This is a genomic window from Xylanibacter oryzae DSM 17970 (assembly GCF_000585355.1).
Classification (GTDB): Bacteria; Bacteroidota; Bacteroidia; order Bacteroidales; family Bacteroidaceae; genus Prevotella; species Prevotella oryzae.
On sequence record NZ_KK073873.1, the window covers coordinates 1,100,038 to 1,118,483 of the forward strand.

Below are 18,446 nucleotides of genomic sequence, written 5' to 3' on the forward strand. Positions count from 1 at the left end.
TACACTAGCCTCATCGTATATTGATGAGGCTGTGGGTGTCTATTTACTGGCATATATCAGATGCAACTTAGTTGTATAATATATTCTGTATTTTTGCACACAAAATATTAATCATCAAAATTTATTTATTATTATGATAGAGCGTATAATACGTTTTTCTTTAAATAACAAGTTCATTGTCGGTCTTTTTATTGCCGTTATTGTCGGATGTGGGATATACTCTCTGACAAGACTTCCGATAGATGTAACACCAGACATAACAAACAATCAGGTACAGGTTATAGCCTACGCGCCGTCACTGGCCGTACAAGAAGTAGAAAGTTCATTAACAGCGCCAATTGAATCAGCTGTAGCAAATATTCCACACACTATAGAACTCAGGTCAATATCAAGATTAGGGCTATCGGTAATTACAATAGTATTCAAAGACGATGTAGACATATACTGGGCTCGTCAGCAAATAAGCGAACGCCTTAAAGATGCAGAGAATACAATTCCTCAAGGTATTGCAGACATATCATTGGCACCAATTACCACAGGCCTTGGTGAAATATATCAGTATAGACTTAAAGTAGAAAAAGGATATGAGAATAGATACACCCCAATGGATCTTCGCACACTTCAAGACTGGACAATAAGACGAGCTATGCTTGGCACACCGGGAGTAGCCGATGTAAACAGCTATGGGGGGTTCGTAAAGCAATACGAGATTGCCGTCAATCCCGACAGAATGAAGAGTGCAGGCCTTTCTCTTAATGACATTTTCACGGCTTTGGAAAACAATAACGAAAACACAGGTAGCGCTTATATAGAAAAAGGACAGTCTGCATATTTTATCCGCGGTATAGGACTAATCAAAAAAATAAGCGACATAGAGAATATCGTTGTCAAAAACAATGATTCAGGTATGCCAATACTCATAAGGGATATTGCAGATGTTAATTATGGAAATGCCACACGGTATGGTGCTTTCGTATCTGATACGGAAGAAGGTGTTGGCGGTGTTATTATGATGCTGAAGGACGCTAATGCCAAAGACGTGATAAAGAATGTTGAGGACAAGATAAACACGATACAAAAGACACTTCCTGCAGGAGTTAAAATAGAACCATACCTTAACCGTGCCGATCTGGTGCAACGAACGATTAGCACCGTAGCACGTAATCTGATAGAAGGTGCCTTGATTGTGATATTCATACTAGTACTCTTTCTAGGCAATGCAAGAGCAGGGTTTATTGTAGCATCAGTCATACCTCTGGCGATGCTTTTTGCCGTATCAATGATGAACCTGTTCGGAGTGTCAGGCAATCTTATGAGTCTTGGAGCAATAGACTTCGGACTTATTGTAGATGGTGCTGTGATAATTGTCGAAAGTGTCGTTTCGAATATCAGCGGTACCCGTTACAAGAATCCAAAACAGTCGACGATATCTGCAAAAGAAATGGACGAGACCGTTTTTCAGTCAGCCAAACGTATGATGAGTTCAGCCACATTCGGACAGATCATAATATTCATTGTATATATTCCAATAATGACACTCGTCGGCATAGAAGGTAAGATGTTCCGTCCAATGGCAGAAGTCGTTGCTTTTGCACTAATAGGCGCAACGATATTATCACTTACATATATACCGGTAATTTCTGCACTACTTTTAAGAAAACGGCAAACGAATAAGTCTAAGCTTTCCGAAAAAATTATGAAAGGCATATATTTGTTTTTCAGACCTATAATCCACTTTTCACTAAGGCATAAAATATCTGTAACAGTATCTGCCATTGCTATGTTCATCGTAAGCATTGCAATATTCAATACACTCGGCGGTGAATTTGTTCCACAATTAGAGGAAGGAGATCTCGCCGCAAGCGTAATAACGCTACAAGGCGGTTCACTATCTAACACTATAGAACAGGTTAAAAAAGCCAACAGAATTATTAAGTCGCAGTTTCCTGAAGTAAAACATGTAGTATGTAAAATCGGAACCGGCGAAATACCATCAGATCCGATGCCTTTCGAGACAGGCGACTACGTAATAACGCTAAAAGACAAGAGCCAATGGACATCGGCCAGCACGCGTGAAGAACTAGTAGAAAAGATGCAAAAAGCTTTATCACCACTTGCCGGAGTAAAATTTGAATTTCAACAACCTATACAGATGCGCGAAAACGAACTGATATCAGGTTCGAAGCAGGATGTGGCTATAAAAATATTTGGAGATGATCTGGATTCTCTGGCAGAAAAGGCAGATATTGTAAAAGACCTTATAACCGGTATACCTGGAGTTGAAGACATTAATGTAGAGAAAGTTACCGGATTAGCTCAGGTACAAGTGAAATACAATCGCGAGAGATTAGCCCAATATGGTATAAATGTAGGAGACGTAAACAGAGTTCTTCGTACAGCATTTTCCGGCAGTAAGGCCGGACAAGTTTACGATGGGGAAAAAAGATTTTCTCTTGTAGTAAGAATGGGTAAAGACTATCGCCATAGCATTGATGATATAAGATATCTGACTGTTCCCCTACCACACGGAGGACAAATACCGATGGAGCAGCTGGCAGAAGTATCTATAAAGGAAGGTCCGGCACAGATATCACGCGAGAACACAAGGCGCCGTATTACTATTGGTTTTAATGTCAGAGGAGGAGATGTGGAAACCATTATCCATGAGATACAAAACAGAATAGATGCAAAGCTTAAATTACCTGTGGGGTATTACGTTTCGTTCGGTGGACAATTTGAAAATCTACAACAGGCTAAAGCCAGATTGTCTATAGCAGTTCCAATAGCATTGTTACTTATATTCATACTATTATATTTTGCATTCAAATCAGTAAAGGAAGCTTTACTAATATATACAGCGGTACCTATGTCTGTAATAGGTGGAATATTAGCATTGTGGCTACGTGGAATGGATTTTTCAATATCAGCAGGAGTAGGATTTATAGCTCTTTTTGGCATAGCAGTCCTAAATGGCATAGTACTAATATCTGAATTCAACCGCCTTGAGCAAAAGGGAATGACAAATATTATTCAGCGCGTATTATGCGGAATACGTACACGTATACGTCCTGTTATGATAACTGCAACAGCAGCTTCACTCGGATTCTTCCCTATGGCTATATCAACATCTGCAGGTGCGGAAGTACAGAAACCTCTTGCCACAGTAGTTATAGGTGGATTAATATCAGCTACTCTACTAACACTTATTGTGTTGCCTATATTTTACATATTCTTCTCATCATTTTCGTTTAGAAATATACTCAGACGAATACCTAAATCATCATCTCCGGTATTAATAGCTACTATTATATTTAGTGCCTATTCTGTCAGCGGAATTGCACAGACGAGAATCAGCCTTGACGAAGCTCTGCGCATAGCATCTGAGAAGAACCTTACAATACGATCGGCAGACTATGACATAAAGATGCAGAAGGTTATTACCGGTACTTCTTTTGATATTCCAAAAACAGAATTATCAGGAGAATATGGAAAGATAAATTCATATTCGAAGGATAACAGTTTTTCTATCAGTCAGTCTTTTTCTATGCCTAGCGTGTATTCAAATCAACGTAAACTTGCAAAAGCTAATGTAAAAAGCAGCGAGTTCAATAGGATTGCTGTAATGTCAGACATAACAACAAGTATCAAACGAATATATAACCAGATGGTTTATCTAAATGAAAAGTTAAGGCTTTTACGTTATCAGGATACATTATATACACGCTTTACATCTATGGCTGAAATACGTTATAAAGCAGGTGAAACAAAAAAACTAGAATATATGGCAGCATGTTCACAACAGTCGGATATCCGAAACCGTATAGTTCAAACTTGCAAAGACATTGATATATGTTCTAGTCGTATGCAGACACTAATAAACTCATCTGAAAAGATATACCCTTCAATTGAAAGACTGGAACCTATAGTATATAATTCGACGACAGTTGACAATGCAGCATCAAAGAACCCAAATGTGGCACTTGCTATGCAACAGATAGAAAACGCAGGTATAGAATATAAGCTAGAGAGTAGTCGCATGCTTCCTGATTTTAAAATAGGTTTTAGCAGCCAGACTATAAGAGGCACTCAAGATGTTGGCGGTATTACGCGTACTTTTGGAACAGGCGACAGATTCAACAGCATACAGTTCGGTGTATCTGTTCCTTTGTTTTTCTCATCATCAAAGTCAAAAATAAAAGCTGCTGAGATAAAAACGATAATTGTAAAAAATGATGCCGAAATATACGCTCAGAATATAAAGAATGAATATCAAACGTTGTTATACAAATACGAAAAACAACAAAATGCTATATCATATTATCATGATCAGGCAGTACCAGAGGCTGATATGATAATATCACAATCGGAATACAGTTACAAGCATGGAGAAATAGCATATCCTGAATATATAGTTAACGTAACAAAAGCCTTTGATATAAAACAGAACTATATTGATACTGTAAACGATTACAACCAGACAGTAATATCTCTGGAATCAACTGAAGGTAAAATCTTTTAAATAAAATAATTATGAAATATAATAATAGTAAAACGATAATATCAATTTTAGTATTAATAATGCTTATAACATCATGTACAAAACAGAAAATAAAAGTTGAAGATAAAAAAACAGAAGATCCAATAAGTAACACAGTAAAACTAACTGATCAACAAATAAAAATGTCTGAGATACAAATTGGTTCTATAGAGACACGGCTTATAAGCAATACTCTTAAAATTAATGGAGAGATAGCCGCAATGCCGCAAAATACGGCATCTGTATCAATGCCTATGGGCGGAAGGATAAGAAGCATAAACGTTATTCCTGGTTCGAAAGTAAACAAAGGACAAATATTAGCCTATATTGAAAATTACGATTTTATAGAATTGCAACAAAATTATCTTGAGACAAAAAGTAAAAAGTATTATGTAGGCTTGGATTATCAGCGTCAACGAATGCTATACTCTAACGATGCTTCATCAAAAAAGAACATGCAATTAATAGCATCAGAATATAACACCTTGAAGATTCAGTTACGTGGATATGAGCAAAAACTTCTGCTGATAGGTATAAACCCAAGTCGTCTTACTAGTCGTGGAATAACTCGCTCGATAGCTATAAAATCACCAATATCAGGCTATATAAAAAGTGTGAACGCAAAAATAGGTTCTATGGTTTCGGCTACAGATAACTTGTTTGAGGTTGTAAATATTAAAAATCTATTCATACAACTGACAGTATTCGACAAGGACATAGACAAACTGCACAAAGGACAAAACATATCTTTTTATGTTAATGACGAAGCAGAATCACACCATGCTATTGTATATCAGACCACAAAATCAATTGATAATGACAGATCATATAAAGTTCTTGCCAAAATTATCAGCAATTGCGGTAATGTATTGCCTGGAATGTATGTTAATGCAAATGTAGCTCTCAATGAAGTGAAAAAAACAGCTCTGCCTGATGATGCCTTTGTAAATTATGGTGGAAAAGATTTCATCTTCATATGCACAGGTTCAAAAACTTTAAATGGAGAAAAAAGCACTGGATATAAGATGATAGAAATTCGAAAGGGGCCAAGCCATGGAGGTTACACTCAAGTAAATCTTCCAATCGGATTACGATCAGATATGGTTGTAACCAAAGGTGCTTACAATATTCTTTCTGCCTTAAAAAATGCTGGAGAAGAAGACTAGCGTGAATCTTCATATTTTTTATAAAATAATGCCACTTTACCACTTCGCCTTTGTTTATCGATATATCAGAAGAAAGTATATACCACTAAATGCCACCTAAATGCCACTCAAAAATGAAAAATGGATCTAAATATTTTTATATTTGTGTATATACCAAATTCAGGCATAGTCATAGTCAATAATACCAAAGAGGCAGACCAAAAGCTATGCTTTTAACAAAAAAGTAGGGCTACTTATGGTGCAAAAGCTATGCTTTTATCACTTAAAAGCTATGCTTTTGCTAACATAAAGCTATGCTTTGGGAATATAAAAGCTATGCTTTGACAAAATTAATACCGACATAGTGACTATGCCTGAATTAGGTATACATCTTTGTTGTTATACTTACTGAATTACTATACAAATTATTAAAAGCTTTACTGATCCACTTTACAGAAATATAAAAGCCTTCCTGATTTGCTTAACACAAGGAAAATGTTTTACATATTGTTCTATATATGTTTCTTTGTTTACAAAGTTAAATAAAAATACCATATATCCAAAATAAGAACTATGAAAAACACCATGGTGGTTGGCCAAGCGGCTAGAGGCGTGAAGCCTCCAAAGAGCGTTAACATCCAACATAATTTTTCCTTATATCTGCCGGTGTCTTCATCATGTTACTCATATGTGGTCTATTATTGTTATAGAAGTATATGATATCTTTTAATATCTCGTTTTTTCTTCTTTTCTATCGATTTTTTGTTAAAACGATGGAAACCTTTTCTGTATTAAGTCAATAGAGTGACATTTGGGTGGTATTTAGTGGTATATACTTTCTTCTGATATACCGATAAACACAGGCGAAGTGGTAAAGTGGTATTATTTTAAAAAAAAATAATAGAAAAAGTAAAATAGACTTTAATCTCTATTGTAAGATCAATACCTTAAACCAATCTTTCAGTACTCCTGCATACTGATTTTGAGAATCAGAAACCATTATTATTGTCTGTCTCCCATCTGAAAGTTTAGGACCAAGACACATACCTTCGTAATTGGCTACGGAATGATTAAATAAAGACAGAGTTGTACGAACCTCACAAACAAGTTTCTTATAAAGAGTCGTCCCTTTTTCTGACTTTGTATTGTCATCTGGCCATACTTGATACAATTTACAATTAACAAAAGCACCTAGTTTAGATGGCGGCACGAAAAACTCACGCTCTAAAACGAGCAAGCTGTTATCATTTAATGCCAGCATTTCACTTATGCCCATTGCATACCTGTATGATTTAGAATCAGCAACAGGCGCATCCATACGATATAAAAGCTGCCGTTTAGGTTTCAAGTCATCGCCAAAAGACTGTATGCGTATTGTATTTTCCACTTTATTAGTTGACGTGGCTTGCTCACCATCTATCTTTAGTGTACTCTCATTGGCAGTCCAAAAGGTACATGTCGAATCATTATATGCCAACGATTCAAAACCGTAATTATCTGTTGCCGTTAGATACTCTTTAGGTATATCAAATTCCTTACCGGTAAGTTTTCCATCAAGGGTATATTGCAATATTCTATTACCACGCTCTCCACTAACATATATTGTGCTATCTGATTTTCTGAAAGCAATCCCCTCCCCGTCTCTATTTTCCAATCCGCTTGAAAGGAACCGTTCGGGTTTGACTGTAATTATTCTACCACTAATAGAATCTATATCAATGTCAAAGATATGAAATCCATCCGTTTTAGACTTGTCATCAACTATAGCATATCGGTTTCTGTCTATATGCACTATTCCACTATAGTTCCCGGCCGGAACAGTATTGCTGAATGTCTGTTGCTTAAGTGCTATTACCGAAACCGTATGCTGATTTTCTAATTGCGCAAAAGTATTCAAATGCACAAAAAACGATGCGGCAAATATCAAAATTATATATCTCATATCAAATAGTGTAGTACAAAATCATTTATAATAAAACTGATATGATATATATTTATTATCTTTGCATCCGAAAAAAATACTACTGACATGAAAAAATACTTTTTATTATCCATTATGGTTGCAGCCTGTATGGCTATAAATGCTAAATCTCAGATGAAATATTATCTGTTTGTTTACTTCACAGGCAATGCTCCTGAGCAGGAACAGGTTTGCTATGCGACAAGTGCAGACGGATTCAACTATACGCCAATAAATGGCGGGAAACCTGTAATAGGGTCAGATACCATAGCTGTATCAAAGGGAGTGAGAGATCCCCATATTTTAAGAGGTAAAGACGGATGGTTCTACATGGTTGCTACAGACATGAGGTGTTCGTTGGGATGGGACTCGAACAGAGGTATTGTATTAATGCGCTCAAAAGATATGATTAACTGGGAGCATCACACTGTAAACTTCACTACACGCTTTTCCGGTTCCAACTTTGCAAATGTAACCAGGGTGTGGGCACCACAAACTATATATGACGCTAAAGCAGGAAAATATATTGTATATTTCTCTCTGCTCACTAATGACGGAACTATTCCTTATGACCGGGTATATTGGGCTTATGCCAACAAAGACTTTTCGGACCTGGAGAGTAAACCAGAGGTGCTATACGATTATGGACAGGCAAGCATTGATACGGATATAGCAATAGACGACTCAGGTACTTATCATTTGTATTTCAAGACTGAGGGTGCAAAGAAAAAAGGTATACGTCAATATACATTCACCGACATACATAAGTTTTCTGAATGGAAACTGCTGCCAGGTACTTTTGAACAGACTAAAGAGGATGTTGAGGGTGTAGGATTGTTCCCTCTAATAAAAGGAGGATGGTGCATGATGTACGACTGCTATCGCAACCATCATTACCAGTTCTGTAAGTCAAAGGATTTGTATAATTTTGAATTCGTTGCCAATACAGAAACAAAAGGCGCTTTTACTCCTCGCCATGGGACTGTAATGCAGATAACTAAAAAAGAATATAAAAGACTGATAAATCGCTATAATAAATAATTATAGCGATTTAACGATCTTATCTATTTCATCAAATTGTTTTCCAAGATTAAGATTGAAATATATACGATATAATGCCGGTGCCCATTTGTCTTTCTCATCAGGTGCCAGTTCTCTATACCTTTCCATATATTTACGAGCTTTCTTATAGTCGTTTAGTATCTCACTCTTATGTGTCGATGTACCTTGCGCATTATCCAAAGCAACTGCCATACTTATATATGCTGTACCGGCATTAAAATATGAGTCAGCAAGACTGTCATCCTTAGCTATAAGACTGTCACTTATTAGAATAGACTCTTTGTATTTTCCCATACTTAACAGTATCGAACTCTTCGCATAAAGATATACCACACTGCTCTTATTAACAGCTAATGCATTATTTACGATAGTTAATGCACTGTCAAGACTATTCTTTGACATGTAATAATCTATAAGTCTTGGGAAGAAGAACGGAAACTGTGGATGAAGTTTAAAACCTGTATTCAATGTGTTGACATATTTCACAGTATCTTTCTGCATAAGATGCGCTTCTGAAATATATTGCATCACAAAATCATTATGCAGACTATCTTTAACTGCTAAATCTTGATATAATAATATAGATTCAGGATTTTTTAGTTTGTAACCACAAAAAGTTGCCCAATATGCACATTCAGACATACGCTTATCTGACTTCAAATAATTATACGAACTGAACAGAGGTTGGTCTTTGCAATCTATATATTTTTTGTAAAAGTCAAAAGCTAGCTGATACTGCTGGTGACGCATAAAATAAGCACCACCATAAAATAGGTTGAGTCTATATGCGTTCAGATATTGAGCGTTACGCTCACGATACTTTATTTTTATATTACCCTTCTTATCCGGTGCAGCATCAATACTGTCTAAACTTTCAAGCACAGTGAACATATCAAGGCACTTATTAAACAAGGCTGCAGTATCAGACTTTTGCTTAAGATATAAATTCTCATTATACTGCTCGTACTGCACACGAACAGTCTCAAACAGAGTTTGATAGATCTTTATATTGGTTTTGTTACTTGGTTTAGTCAATAAACCACGCATCAGAGCCTCTGCCTTATCTATGTCTTTACCACTTTTAAGATAAGACCGTGCCTGAACGATCTCATTTTTTTGGGCGTTCAGGCACGGTGTAATAAGTAATATTATTGATAGTAATATAAAAAATCTCTTCATCTTACTTTACTAATGGTTCAAGTTCTTTTACACCTGCTTGATCACCAAGTGCATAATAAACTTGGTAAAGAGGATATGCCCAATTTACTTTTTCTCTGTTAGGATCCATACCTTTAACTTTCTCAAGGTATATCTTAGACTGAGCAAATACGGCCTTTACCTTATTCAGATTTTCGGGTGTCATACGTCCCATCTTATCTGCAAGTTTGTTATTCATCTCCAAGGCTTTAGAATTATAGCATATACCAATATTGAAGATAACCTGAACAAATGAAGGATCAATTTCTGCAGCTTTCTTATATGCATCTACAGCATCATCCCAATTTTTGTTATTCATGAGATATTCGCCTTTCAATGCCCATGCCATTCTACTGTTAGGTTCGCGAGCGATTTCTTCGTCAGCAAACTGTTTCATCTCTTCTGCATGTCCTGGTGTTCCGTAATAATCGATCAACAGTCCTGTGTACTTCTCGTTTTTAGGATTCTTTGCATGAAGATCCTTAATTACGCTAAGATAATTTATTGAATCCTGCTTTGTCTTTATCTGATCTTTCATTGCAAAGATTTTTATCTCTGCTGCATCAGCTGCTACTGCTGTATCTTTCATTGCAATATCAGCATATTTGTTTGCTGCTTCATAATTTTTCATTCCATAAGCCAGAAGACCTGCATAATAAGATACCTGACCCATGTACTGGTCTTTTGTCATATCCTTGCCTTCAAACAATGATGAATTAGCACTCTCTACATACAGAGAGAAATCTTTGTAAGCTGCCTCATTATTATGATGATTGTACTCATAAAGACCACTATTAATAACCATTGAACGGACATTCAGCATACGGTCAGCGTTAGCTTTACGGTATTTAGGTTTTACCTTTCCTTTTTCGTTCGGTTGTTTGTCAATATTCTCACACTCAAGTGCTGCATTCAAAGCTTCAACAGCGGCCTTGTTCAATCCTAGTGTATCATAAGAAACCTTTCCGCCGGTGATTTTGCCTTTTGCCTCTTCTGCCTGCTCTTTAGAAATCTTGGCACATTGGATATCAACCATTGTATTCCAAGCTTTTGCTTTGTCTACAGTCTGGCCGGAAGTCAAAGCTGGTGTAATTGTCTTGACAGCTTCTTCATATTTATCTGTCATTCCTGCTGCTTGTTTTACCAAGTCGTCTTGGGCTAACGCACTTGAGGCTGTTGCAACCATCAGTGCCATAATCATAATTTTTTTCATATCGATTTTGTTTGGTTTAACATTCTAATTTTCGCTGTTGTCATCGTCGAAGTCAACAAGGTTTATGTCGCTGCTGTCTTCTGCATCAATTGATGTGACGTCTTCTACATCTTGATTTGCACTTTGACTATTGCCCGGCATTGATTCACTGTTCTGAGCGAACTCCTTTCTACTTTCTTCTTCTACGACTTCTTCAAGAGAAGAACTCATAACCTTGCATACACTTGCAATAACATCATTCTTCTTAGTGAGATTGATAAGACGGACACCCTGAGTAGCGCGACCCATTACACGAACATCAGCAACCTTAAGTCTGATAAGTATTCCACTCTTATTGATAATCATAAGATCGTTATCGTCAGTAACAACTTTTATAGCTACCAAACGGCCTGTTTTTTCTGTTATTGAAAGTGTCTTAACACCCTTGGCTCCACGATTGGTCTTACGGTAATCGTCAACTTCAGAACGCTTGCCATATCCATTTTCGCTTACTACCATGATGTTCTCTGTCTGTGCGTCATTTACGATAACCATACCGATAAGTTCGTCATCACCTTCATCAAGTCTCATACCACGTACACCCGTTGAACCACGACCCATACAGCGTACAAGACTCTCGTCAAATCTTACTGCACGACCGTTACGGTTAGCTAACAATATCTCGTTATTACCGTTAGTAAGACGTACACTTATAACTTCATCGTCTTCTCTAATATTAATAGCTATTACTCCATTTGTTCTAGGGCGACTGTATTCTTTCAACGGAGTTTTCTTTATAACACCTTGTTTTGTAGCAAATACTACATAATGACTGTTTAAGAATTCTTCATCGTTAAATTTGCCTATACGAAGGAATGCATTTACGCTATCGTCAGACTCAATATTGAGCATATTCTGAATAGCTCTTCCCTTAGAATTCTTTGCTCCTTCAGGTATCTCATAACACTTCATCCAAAAACAACGTCCCTTTCTTGTAAAGAAGAGCATTGTCTGGTGCATAGTAGCCGGATAAATGAATTCTGTAAAGTCCTCGTCACGTGTATGAGCTCCCTTGCTTCCTACTCCACCACGGCTCTGTTCACGGAACTCTGATAATGGAGTACGCTTAATATAGCCAAGATGACTGATTGTTATTACAACAGGATCATTAGGATAGAAGTCTTCAGGATTGAATTCTTCACTTGAATATTTTATCTCTGTACGTCTGTCATCACCATATTTATCCTTTACTTCATTAAGTTCGTCTTTCATTACTTTCTTGCAAAGTTCAGGGTCATTAAGAATAGACTCGAGGTATGCAATAAGTTTCTCAAGTTCTTGAAATTCCTGATGCAACTGATCCATACGGAGACCTGTCAACTGTGACAGACGCATGTCAACGATTGCCTTTGCCTGAACGTCGTCGAATTCAAAACGTTTCTTCAATGCCTCAATAGCATCAGAAGGTGTCTTGGATGCACGTATCAAATGTACAACTTCATCAATATTGTCACATGCGACTATCAATGCTTCAAGGATATGCGCACGATCTTGAGCTTTCTTAAGTTCAAACTTAGTACGGCGTATTGTTACCTCATGACGATGATCTACAAAGTGTTTAACACATTCCCTAAGCGAAAGAAGTTTTGGCCTGCCATGTACGAGAGCGATGCAATTTACAGAGAATGAGCTCTGCAAAGCAGTCATCTTAAATAATTTATTTAATACGACATTGGCGTTGGCGTCTCTGCGTACATCAATACGTATACGCATACCTTGACGACCACTCTCATCGTTAACATATGTAATACCCTCTATCTTCTTTTCGTTTGACAGTTCTGCAATATACTTTACCAGTTCTGCTTTATTTACTCCATAAGGAATCTCAGTAACGATAATAGTATCATGCGCATCACTCGGTTCAATCTCAGCTTTAGCACGAAGTATAATTCTACCACGACCTGTCTCGTAAGCATCCTTTACACCTTGTATACCATATATATATGCACCTGTTGGAAAATCAGGAGCCTTGATATATTGCATAAGACCATTTATGTCTATTTCAGGATTATCGATATATGCACAGCATCCGTCTATTACTTCACGTAAATTATGCGTAGGTATATTAGTAGCCATACCTACAGCAATACCGTTACCACCATTAACAAGAAGGTTTGGAATCTTGGTTGGCATAACAGTTGGCTCAACAAGTGAGTCATCAAAGTTATTAGCCATATCCACAGTATCCTTGTCCAAATCGTCCATTACATGCTCGCCCATCTTAGAAAGGCGACACTCTGTATAACGCATGGCAGCTGCGCCATCACCATCTACTGAACCAAAGTTTCCTTGTCCATCTACAAGAGTGTAACGCATATTCCAGTTCTGAGCCAAACGTACCAAAGCTCCATAAACCGAACTGTCTCCATGTGGGTGATACTTACCGAGCACCTCACCTACTACACGTGCACATTTCTTATATGCTTTATCACTTGTGTTGCCTATACCAAGCATACCATAAAGTATGCGGCGATGCACAGGTTTAAAACCATCTCTTACATCAGGGAGAGCACGCGCCACGATTACCGACATTGAATAGTCGATATATGACGATTTCATCTCTTCCTCGATGTTAATCTTCATAATTCTGTCTTGATCTACTGTATTATCCATTGGATTTTATTTGATTGTTTTTTCTGTTGTTTCCGACAGGCATACTGAAATGCCAAAATCACGTTTAAGGGCATTTATTTGCATTCTAACGCATTTTAAGCCCAAAAAGTACGCTAAGGTAACACATTTTGGCGACATAAAAAAACATTTTAGCGAAAAATAGATAAAAAATAAAAAAAAACAGGTTGGCACGAGTTTTGTTAATCATTTATTGTATATTTGCACAGTTCAAATTATGATGTATATCGTCTGATAAGGCAGACAAACAAACATGGTAATGCGACATAATGTATATAACGAAATGTTTAATAAAATAAATAAAGAAAGGTAAGTTTATGACAAGTCAGTTTTCACCTAAAGTCTCAGAAGTGTTGGCTTTCAGCAGAGAAGAGGCAGCTCGTCTGGCAAGTCGATCAGTAGGTCCGGAGCACCTACTGTTAGCAATATTGAGGGAAAAAGAAGATCCAATATATTCATTATTAACTGAATTTGGTATCAATTCAAAATCAGTAAGGGATAAGCTCGAGGAAAAGGTACGCGAAAGCGATAATAATACGCCATTAAACACTAGTGAACTGGTGCTTAATGAGGGTGCAAGTAACATTCTTAAGCTTGCTGTTCTCGAGGCTCGTCTTCAGAAGACAAATACAGTGGATATTGAACATATTCTTTTGGCTATTTTGCATGATTCTGTAAATAATGGTGCAAAAGAGGTCCTGGAATTTAACAATGTAAATTATAATGATGTTGCAAATATTCTACATCAGAAGAATGCTCCTCATGACGGAATAGGATTGCCAGACGACGATGATGAGGATGAGGATGAAGATCCGATGTTAAGACCTCAAGGCAGTAACGAACAAAATGAAAGGGTTGGCACTTCAACACGTAAACCTGTTAGTAAGACACCTGTTCTCGACAACTTTGGTACAGATCTTACCAAGGCTGCAGTTGAAGGCAAGTTAGACCCTGTAGTAGGAAGAGAAAAAGAAATTCAGCGTGTTATTGAAATTCTTGGCAGACGCAAGAAGAATAACCCTGTGCTTATAGGTGAACCTGGTGTTGGTAAAAGTGCCATCGTTGAAGGATTGGCACAACTTATAGTGAAACGCCACACCTCTCCTATTCTATTCAACAAGCGTATTGTCAGTCTTGATATGACTTCGGTTGTAGCCGGAACAAAATATCGTGGACAGTTTGAAGAGCGCATCAGAGCTCTTATAAAAGAGATAGAATTAAATCCTGATGTAATAATATTCATTGATGAAATACATACTATAATTGGAGCTGGAAGCACACCAGGATCTATGGATGCAGCTAATATACTTAAGCCTGCTCTTGCACGCGGAACTATACAATGTATAGGTGCTACAACACTTGATGAATATCGTAACAGCATTGAGAAAGATGGGGCTTTGGAAAGACGTTTCCAGAAGGTTATTGTGGAACCAACAACCGCTGCAGAAACATTGCAGATATTGGAAAATATCAAGGAGAGATACGAGCAGCATCACCATGTAAAATATAGTGAAGATGCACTTTTGGCATGTGTCAAATTGACAGAAAGGTATGTCAGTGACAGATTTTTCCCTGATAAGGCTATTGATGCCCTTGATGAAGTTGGTTCACGCGTACATCTAAGTCATACTAGCGTTCCTCCTGAAATTACTGAGAAGGAAAAGGAAATACAATTTATAAAGGAGAAAAAACAAGGTGCAGTACGCGGACAGAATTTTGAATTGGCTGCAAGTTACAGGGACAAACAAGTAGAACTGGAAAAGGAACTGGAAGACCTGAATAAGAAATGGACAAACGGAGAATGTGAGGAGAAGCAGGTAATTGATGAAAAAGAAGTTGCTGATGTTGTATCTATTATGACCGGCGTTCCTGTACAGCGTATTGCTGAGGCTGAGGGCATAAGACTTAAAGCTATGGCTGATACACTAAAATCAGAGGTTATCGCTCAAGATAATGCAATAGACAAAATGGTAAAGTCGATACAGCGTAACCGTGTCGGCTTGAAGGAACCGAACCATCCTATCGGAGCTTTTATGTTTTTAGGTCCTACAGGAGTTGGAAAAACGTACCTTGCAAAGAAACTTGCCGAAATAATGTTCGGTTCTACAGATGCTCTTGTCAGAATTGATATGAGTGAATACACTGAAAGCTTCAACGTTTCAAGACTTGTTGGAGCTCCTCCGGGATATGTTGGTTACGGTGAAGGTGGACAGTTGACGGAACGTGTAAGGCGTCATCCGTATTCAATAGTTCTATTGGACGAAATAGAAAAGGCACATGGAAATGTTTTCAATATGCTTCTGCAATTGTTGGACGAGGGACGAATGACTGACGGAAATGGCAGACTGGTCGATTTTAGAAACACTATAATAATAATGACTAGTAATTCAGGTACTCGACAGTTGAAGGAATTCTCTCAAGGTGTAGGTTTCAATGCAGGTAGACTTGGAACTAATCTGAATGAGAAGGATAAGGAATATGCTCGTGACATTATCCAAAAGAGTCTTAGTAAGACGTTCTCTCCTGAGTTCATTAACAGACTGGATGAGATTATTACTTTCGACCAATTGGATATGAATGCTATAAAGAAAATTATTGATATTGAACTGAAGAATCTCTTCAACCGCGTTGAAAACATGGGATATCATTTATCAATAACAGATAAGGCAAAAGAACTTGTAGCAAGCAAAGGCTACGATGTACAGTTTGGTGCCCGTCCTCTGAAAAGAGCTATTCAGAATTATATAGAAGATGGCGTATGTGAAAAACTTCTTGGAGAGGACATCAAGTCTGGTGATACTATTAGTATTGGCAAAGATCCGCATAAAGAGGCTCTTACATTCAATATAAATTCTTGATATATAAGTGAATAATAAAAAAAGGCTGACTTTTAATTAAGTCAGCCTCTTTTATTATCAGAAAGAATTATCTAATTCTGTCAGAATCCCTTATTAACTTTTCGTCCGCCTTGATTCCTCTACGCGCCATAATATATGATATAATTGAAGCAAAAGGTAATACACATAGATAACTGTATTGAAACTCTGCATTATATCTAGCCTTAAAGACAAGCGAATAGACAATAAAAACGATATACCAACCTATAAGGAGTAGTATATTCAGAACACATAGTCTTGACTGGAATATACGATTACGGTAAGCAAATATTGCAACTACTGCCATTGGCAAAGTAACCAACTGTATTACAAATAGAGGCCATACTACAAAGTCGTGGGCTCCTTGTGATGTCAAGACCCACAAATTCATCATAGTACCTACAGTAAGTCCATCCTGATTATAAGTTCCTATTGGAAAACTAAGACTTAAAACAGTTAGTATTATGCTTAAAAGCAAATAGATGGTCTGTTTACGCTGAAGCATCTTTAGTTCTCTTTACTTTCTTTAGTATTATCACGCCAAAAAATATTACCGTCTATGAACTCCTGAGTAGCTATAAGAGTTGACTTTGGTAATTTCTCATAATAACGTGAAATCTCTATTTGCTCACGATTCTCAAAAACTTCCTCAAGACTATCATTATATGATGCGAATTCAGCAAGTTTTTTGCTCAAATCCTGTTTAATCTCTGCTGAAATCTGATTAGAACGTTTTGAGATTATAGCAACACTCTCATAAATATTACCTGTCTCATCACAAAGATCCATAATATTACGAGTTACGGTATTAATCGGGGCTTTTGATTTTTTGTAATCCATTTTTTTATATTTTTATTTTAATCTTTTATCTCTTTCTTACATCCTGCTATGAACTTCTCTGCAACATCTTTATATTTGCTGTCTGGAAATTCATTTAAAAAACCATAGCATTCATCTTCGGCATCGCGAAAACGATCCAGCCTTTTAGATTCAATGCTCTGCTCTGCCAAACCATACTTGCTCTTCATTATAAGCAAAATAAAATCCTCACGTTTCTTAGTATAAGGATAATCCTTTATAGCATTCTGGGCTGTTATTATACTAGCTTCAAAATTATTACCTCCATTAGTACAATTTCCAAAATAAGAACCTAAATTATAATAAAGTTTGGCGGTAAGATATTCTTTTTGTACCAACTTATCCTGTAACTCAAACATACGGTTCTGAGCTAATGTATGATATTTGCTTTCTGGAAATAAATCTAGAAAGTCTTGATAAGCACTTATAGAACTGTATGTATCTGTCTGATCAAGACGAGCCTCCGGAGTACTACGATACAATGACTCTCCATTATAATATGTAGCCATTTCTGCATATGTTCCTTTTGGATATGTGGAACTGTATTTTTTAAAATATTCAGATGCAGACTGATAGTCATGGCTGCAATATTCTGCCATGCCTAACATGTATAGACATTCTTGAGCATTCTCAGTACCTTTCTCGATTGTTACCAATTCTTGTAACAATGTAATAGCTCTATTAAAATGCCCAGTTGCGAAACTTTCCTTGGCATATTCGTATTTATAATCGTAATCTTGCGATTTATATACAGCATTGAACTCGTTGGCACAACTGCTCAACAAAATTGCGATTACGGATAATATTAGTATATTTCTTTTCATTTTGCAAAATTTGATTGCAAAAGTAAGCATAATTCCTTTAAATACAAAGTATTGATAATGATTTTTAGCAAAAAAATGCGCTTTATTACGTTTATTATCCAGAA

General features: G+C 36.9%; 11 protein-coding genes. 4 read left to right on the forward strand and 7 right to left on the reverse strand.

Annotated elements, in window-relative coordinates:
• Positions 1 to 133: 133 nt before the first annotated feature.
• A complete protein-coding gene (locus XYLOR_RS04570) occupies positions 134 to 4,519 on the forward strand; it encodes a CusA/CzcA family heavy metal efflux RND transporter (protein WP_036877374.1) in 4,386 nt (1,461 codons plus the stop codon).
• Positions 4,520 to 4,530: 11 nt separating this feature from the next.
• Positions 4,531 to 5,703, forward strand: coding sequence for an efflux RND transporter periplasmic adaptor subunit (locus tag XYLOR_RS04575; protein ID WP_084608519.1), 1,173 nt, complete (start codon positions 4,531 to 4,533; stop codon positions 5,701 to 5,703).
• Between the two features lie 907 nt (positions 5,704 to 6,610).
• On the opposite strand, the gene XYLOR_RS04580 is transcribed toward XYLOR_RS04575, so the two are convergent.
• Complete coding sequence (locus XYLOR_RS04580; RefSeq protein ID WP_036877377.1) at positions 6,611 to 7,624, reverse strand: esterase-like activity of phytase family protein; 1,014 nt, start codon at positions 7,622 to 7,624, stop codon at positions 6,611 to 6,613.
• A gap of 87 nt (positions 7,625 to 7,711) precedes the next feature.
• Between XYLOR_RS04580 and XYLOR_RS04585 the strand changes: the two genes are divergently transcribed.
• On the forward strand, positions 7,712 to 8,683 hold the full coding sequence (locus XYLOR_RS04585) for a glycoside hydrolase family 43 protein (RefSeq protein WP_036877379.1): 972 nt from the start codon (positions 7,712 to 7,714) through the stop codon (positions 8,681 to 8,683).
• Here the strand turns inward: XYLOR_RS04585 and XYLOR_RS04590 are convergent, their stop codons facing one another.
• The 3 genes from XYLOR_RS04590 to gyrA are packed head-to-tail and all read right to left on the reverse strand — an operon-like array spanning position 8,684 to position 13,766.
• Positions 8,684 to 9,883 carry a tetratricopeptide repeat protein gene (locus XYLOR_RS04590; RefSeq protein ID WP_036877381.1) on the reverse strand — a complete coding sequence of 400 codons (1,200 nt, stop codon included), beginning with the start codon at positions 9,881 to 9,883 and terminating at the stop codon, positions 8,684 to 8,686. It abuts the gene before it with no gap.
• Between the two features lies 1 nt (position 9,884).
• Positions 9,885 to 11,114 (reverse strand): tetratricopeptide repeat protein, encoded by a 1,230-nt coding sequence (locus XYLOR_RS04595; protein WP_036877382.1) that lies wholly within the window; start codon positions 11,112 to 11,114, stop codon positions 9,885 to 9,887.
• A gap of 24 nt (positions 11,115 to 11,138) precedes the next feature.
• Entirely contained in the window at positions 11,139 to 13,766 is a 2,628-nt protein-coding gene (gyrA, locus tag XYLOR_RS04600) for a DNA gyrase subunit A (protein ID WP_036877383.1), read from the reverse strand.
• Between the two features lie 335 nt (positions 13,767 to 14,101).
• Between gyrA and XYLOR_RS04605 the strand changes: the two genes are divergently transcribed.
• Complete coding sequence (locus XYLOR_RS04605; protein ID WP_036877385.1) at positions 14,102 to 16,642, forward strand: ATP-dependent Clp protease ATP-binding subunit; 2,541 nt, start codon at positions 14,102 to 14,104, stop codon at positions 16,640 to 16,642.
• Positions 16,643 to 16,709: 67 nt separating this feature from the next.
• Here the strand turns inward: XYLOR_RS04605 and XYLOR_RS04610 are convergent, their stop codons facing one another.
• From XYLOR_RS04610 to XYLOR_RS04620, 3 genes are read right to left on the reverse strand one after another with little or no spacing between them, the layout of a single operon-like run.
• Entirely contained in the window at positions 16,710 to 17,165 is a 456-nt protein-coding gene (locus XYLOR_RS04610; protein ID WP_036877387.1) for a DUF4293 domain-containing protein, read from the reverse strand.
• Between the two features lie 2 nt (positions 17,166 to 17,167).
• Positions 17,168 to 17,500 (reverse strand): DNA-directed RNA polymerase subunit omega, encoded by a 333-nt coding sequence (locus tag XYLOR_RS04615; protein ID WP_036877388.1) that lies wholly within the window; start codon positions 17,498 to 17,500, stop codon positions 17,168 to 17,170.
• Positions 17,501 to 17,517: 17 nt separating this feature from the next.
• A complete protein-coding gene (locus XYLOR_RS04620) occupies positions 17,518 to 18,342 on the reverse strand; it encodes an outer membrane protein assembly factor BamD (protein WP_036877389.1) in 825 nt (274 codons plus the stop codon).
• Positions 18,343 to 18,446: the final 104 nt, after the last annotated feature.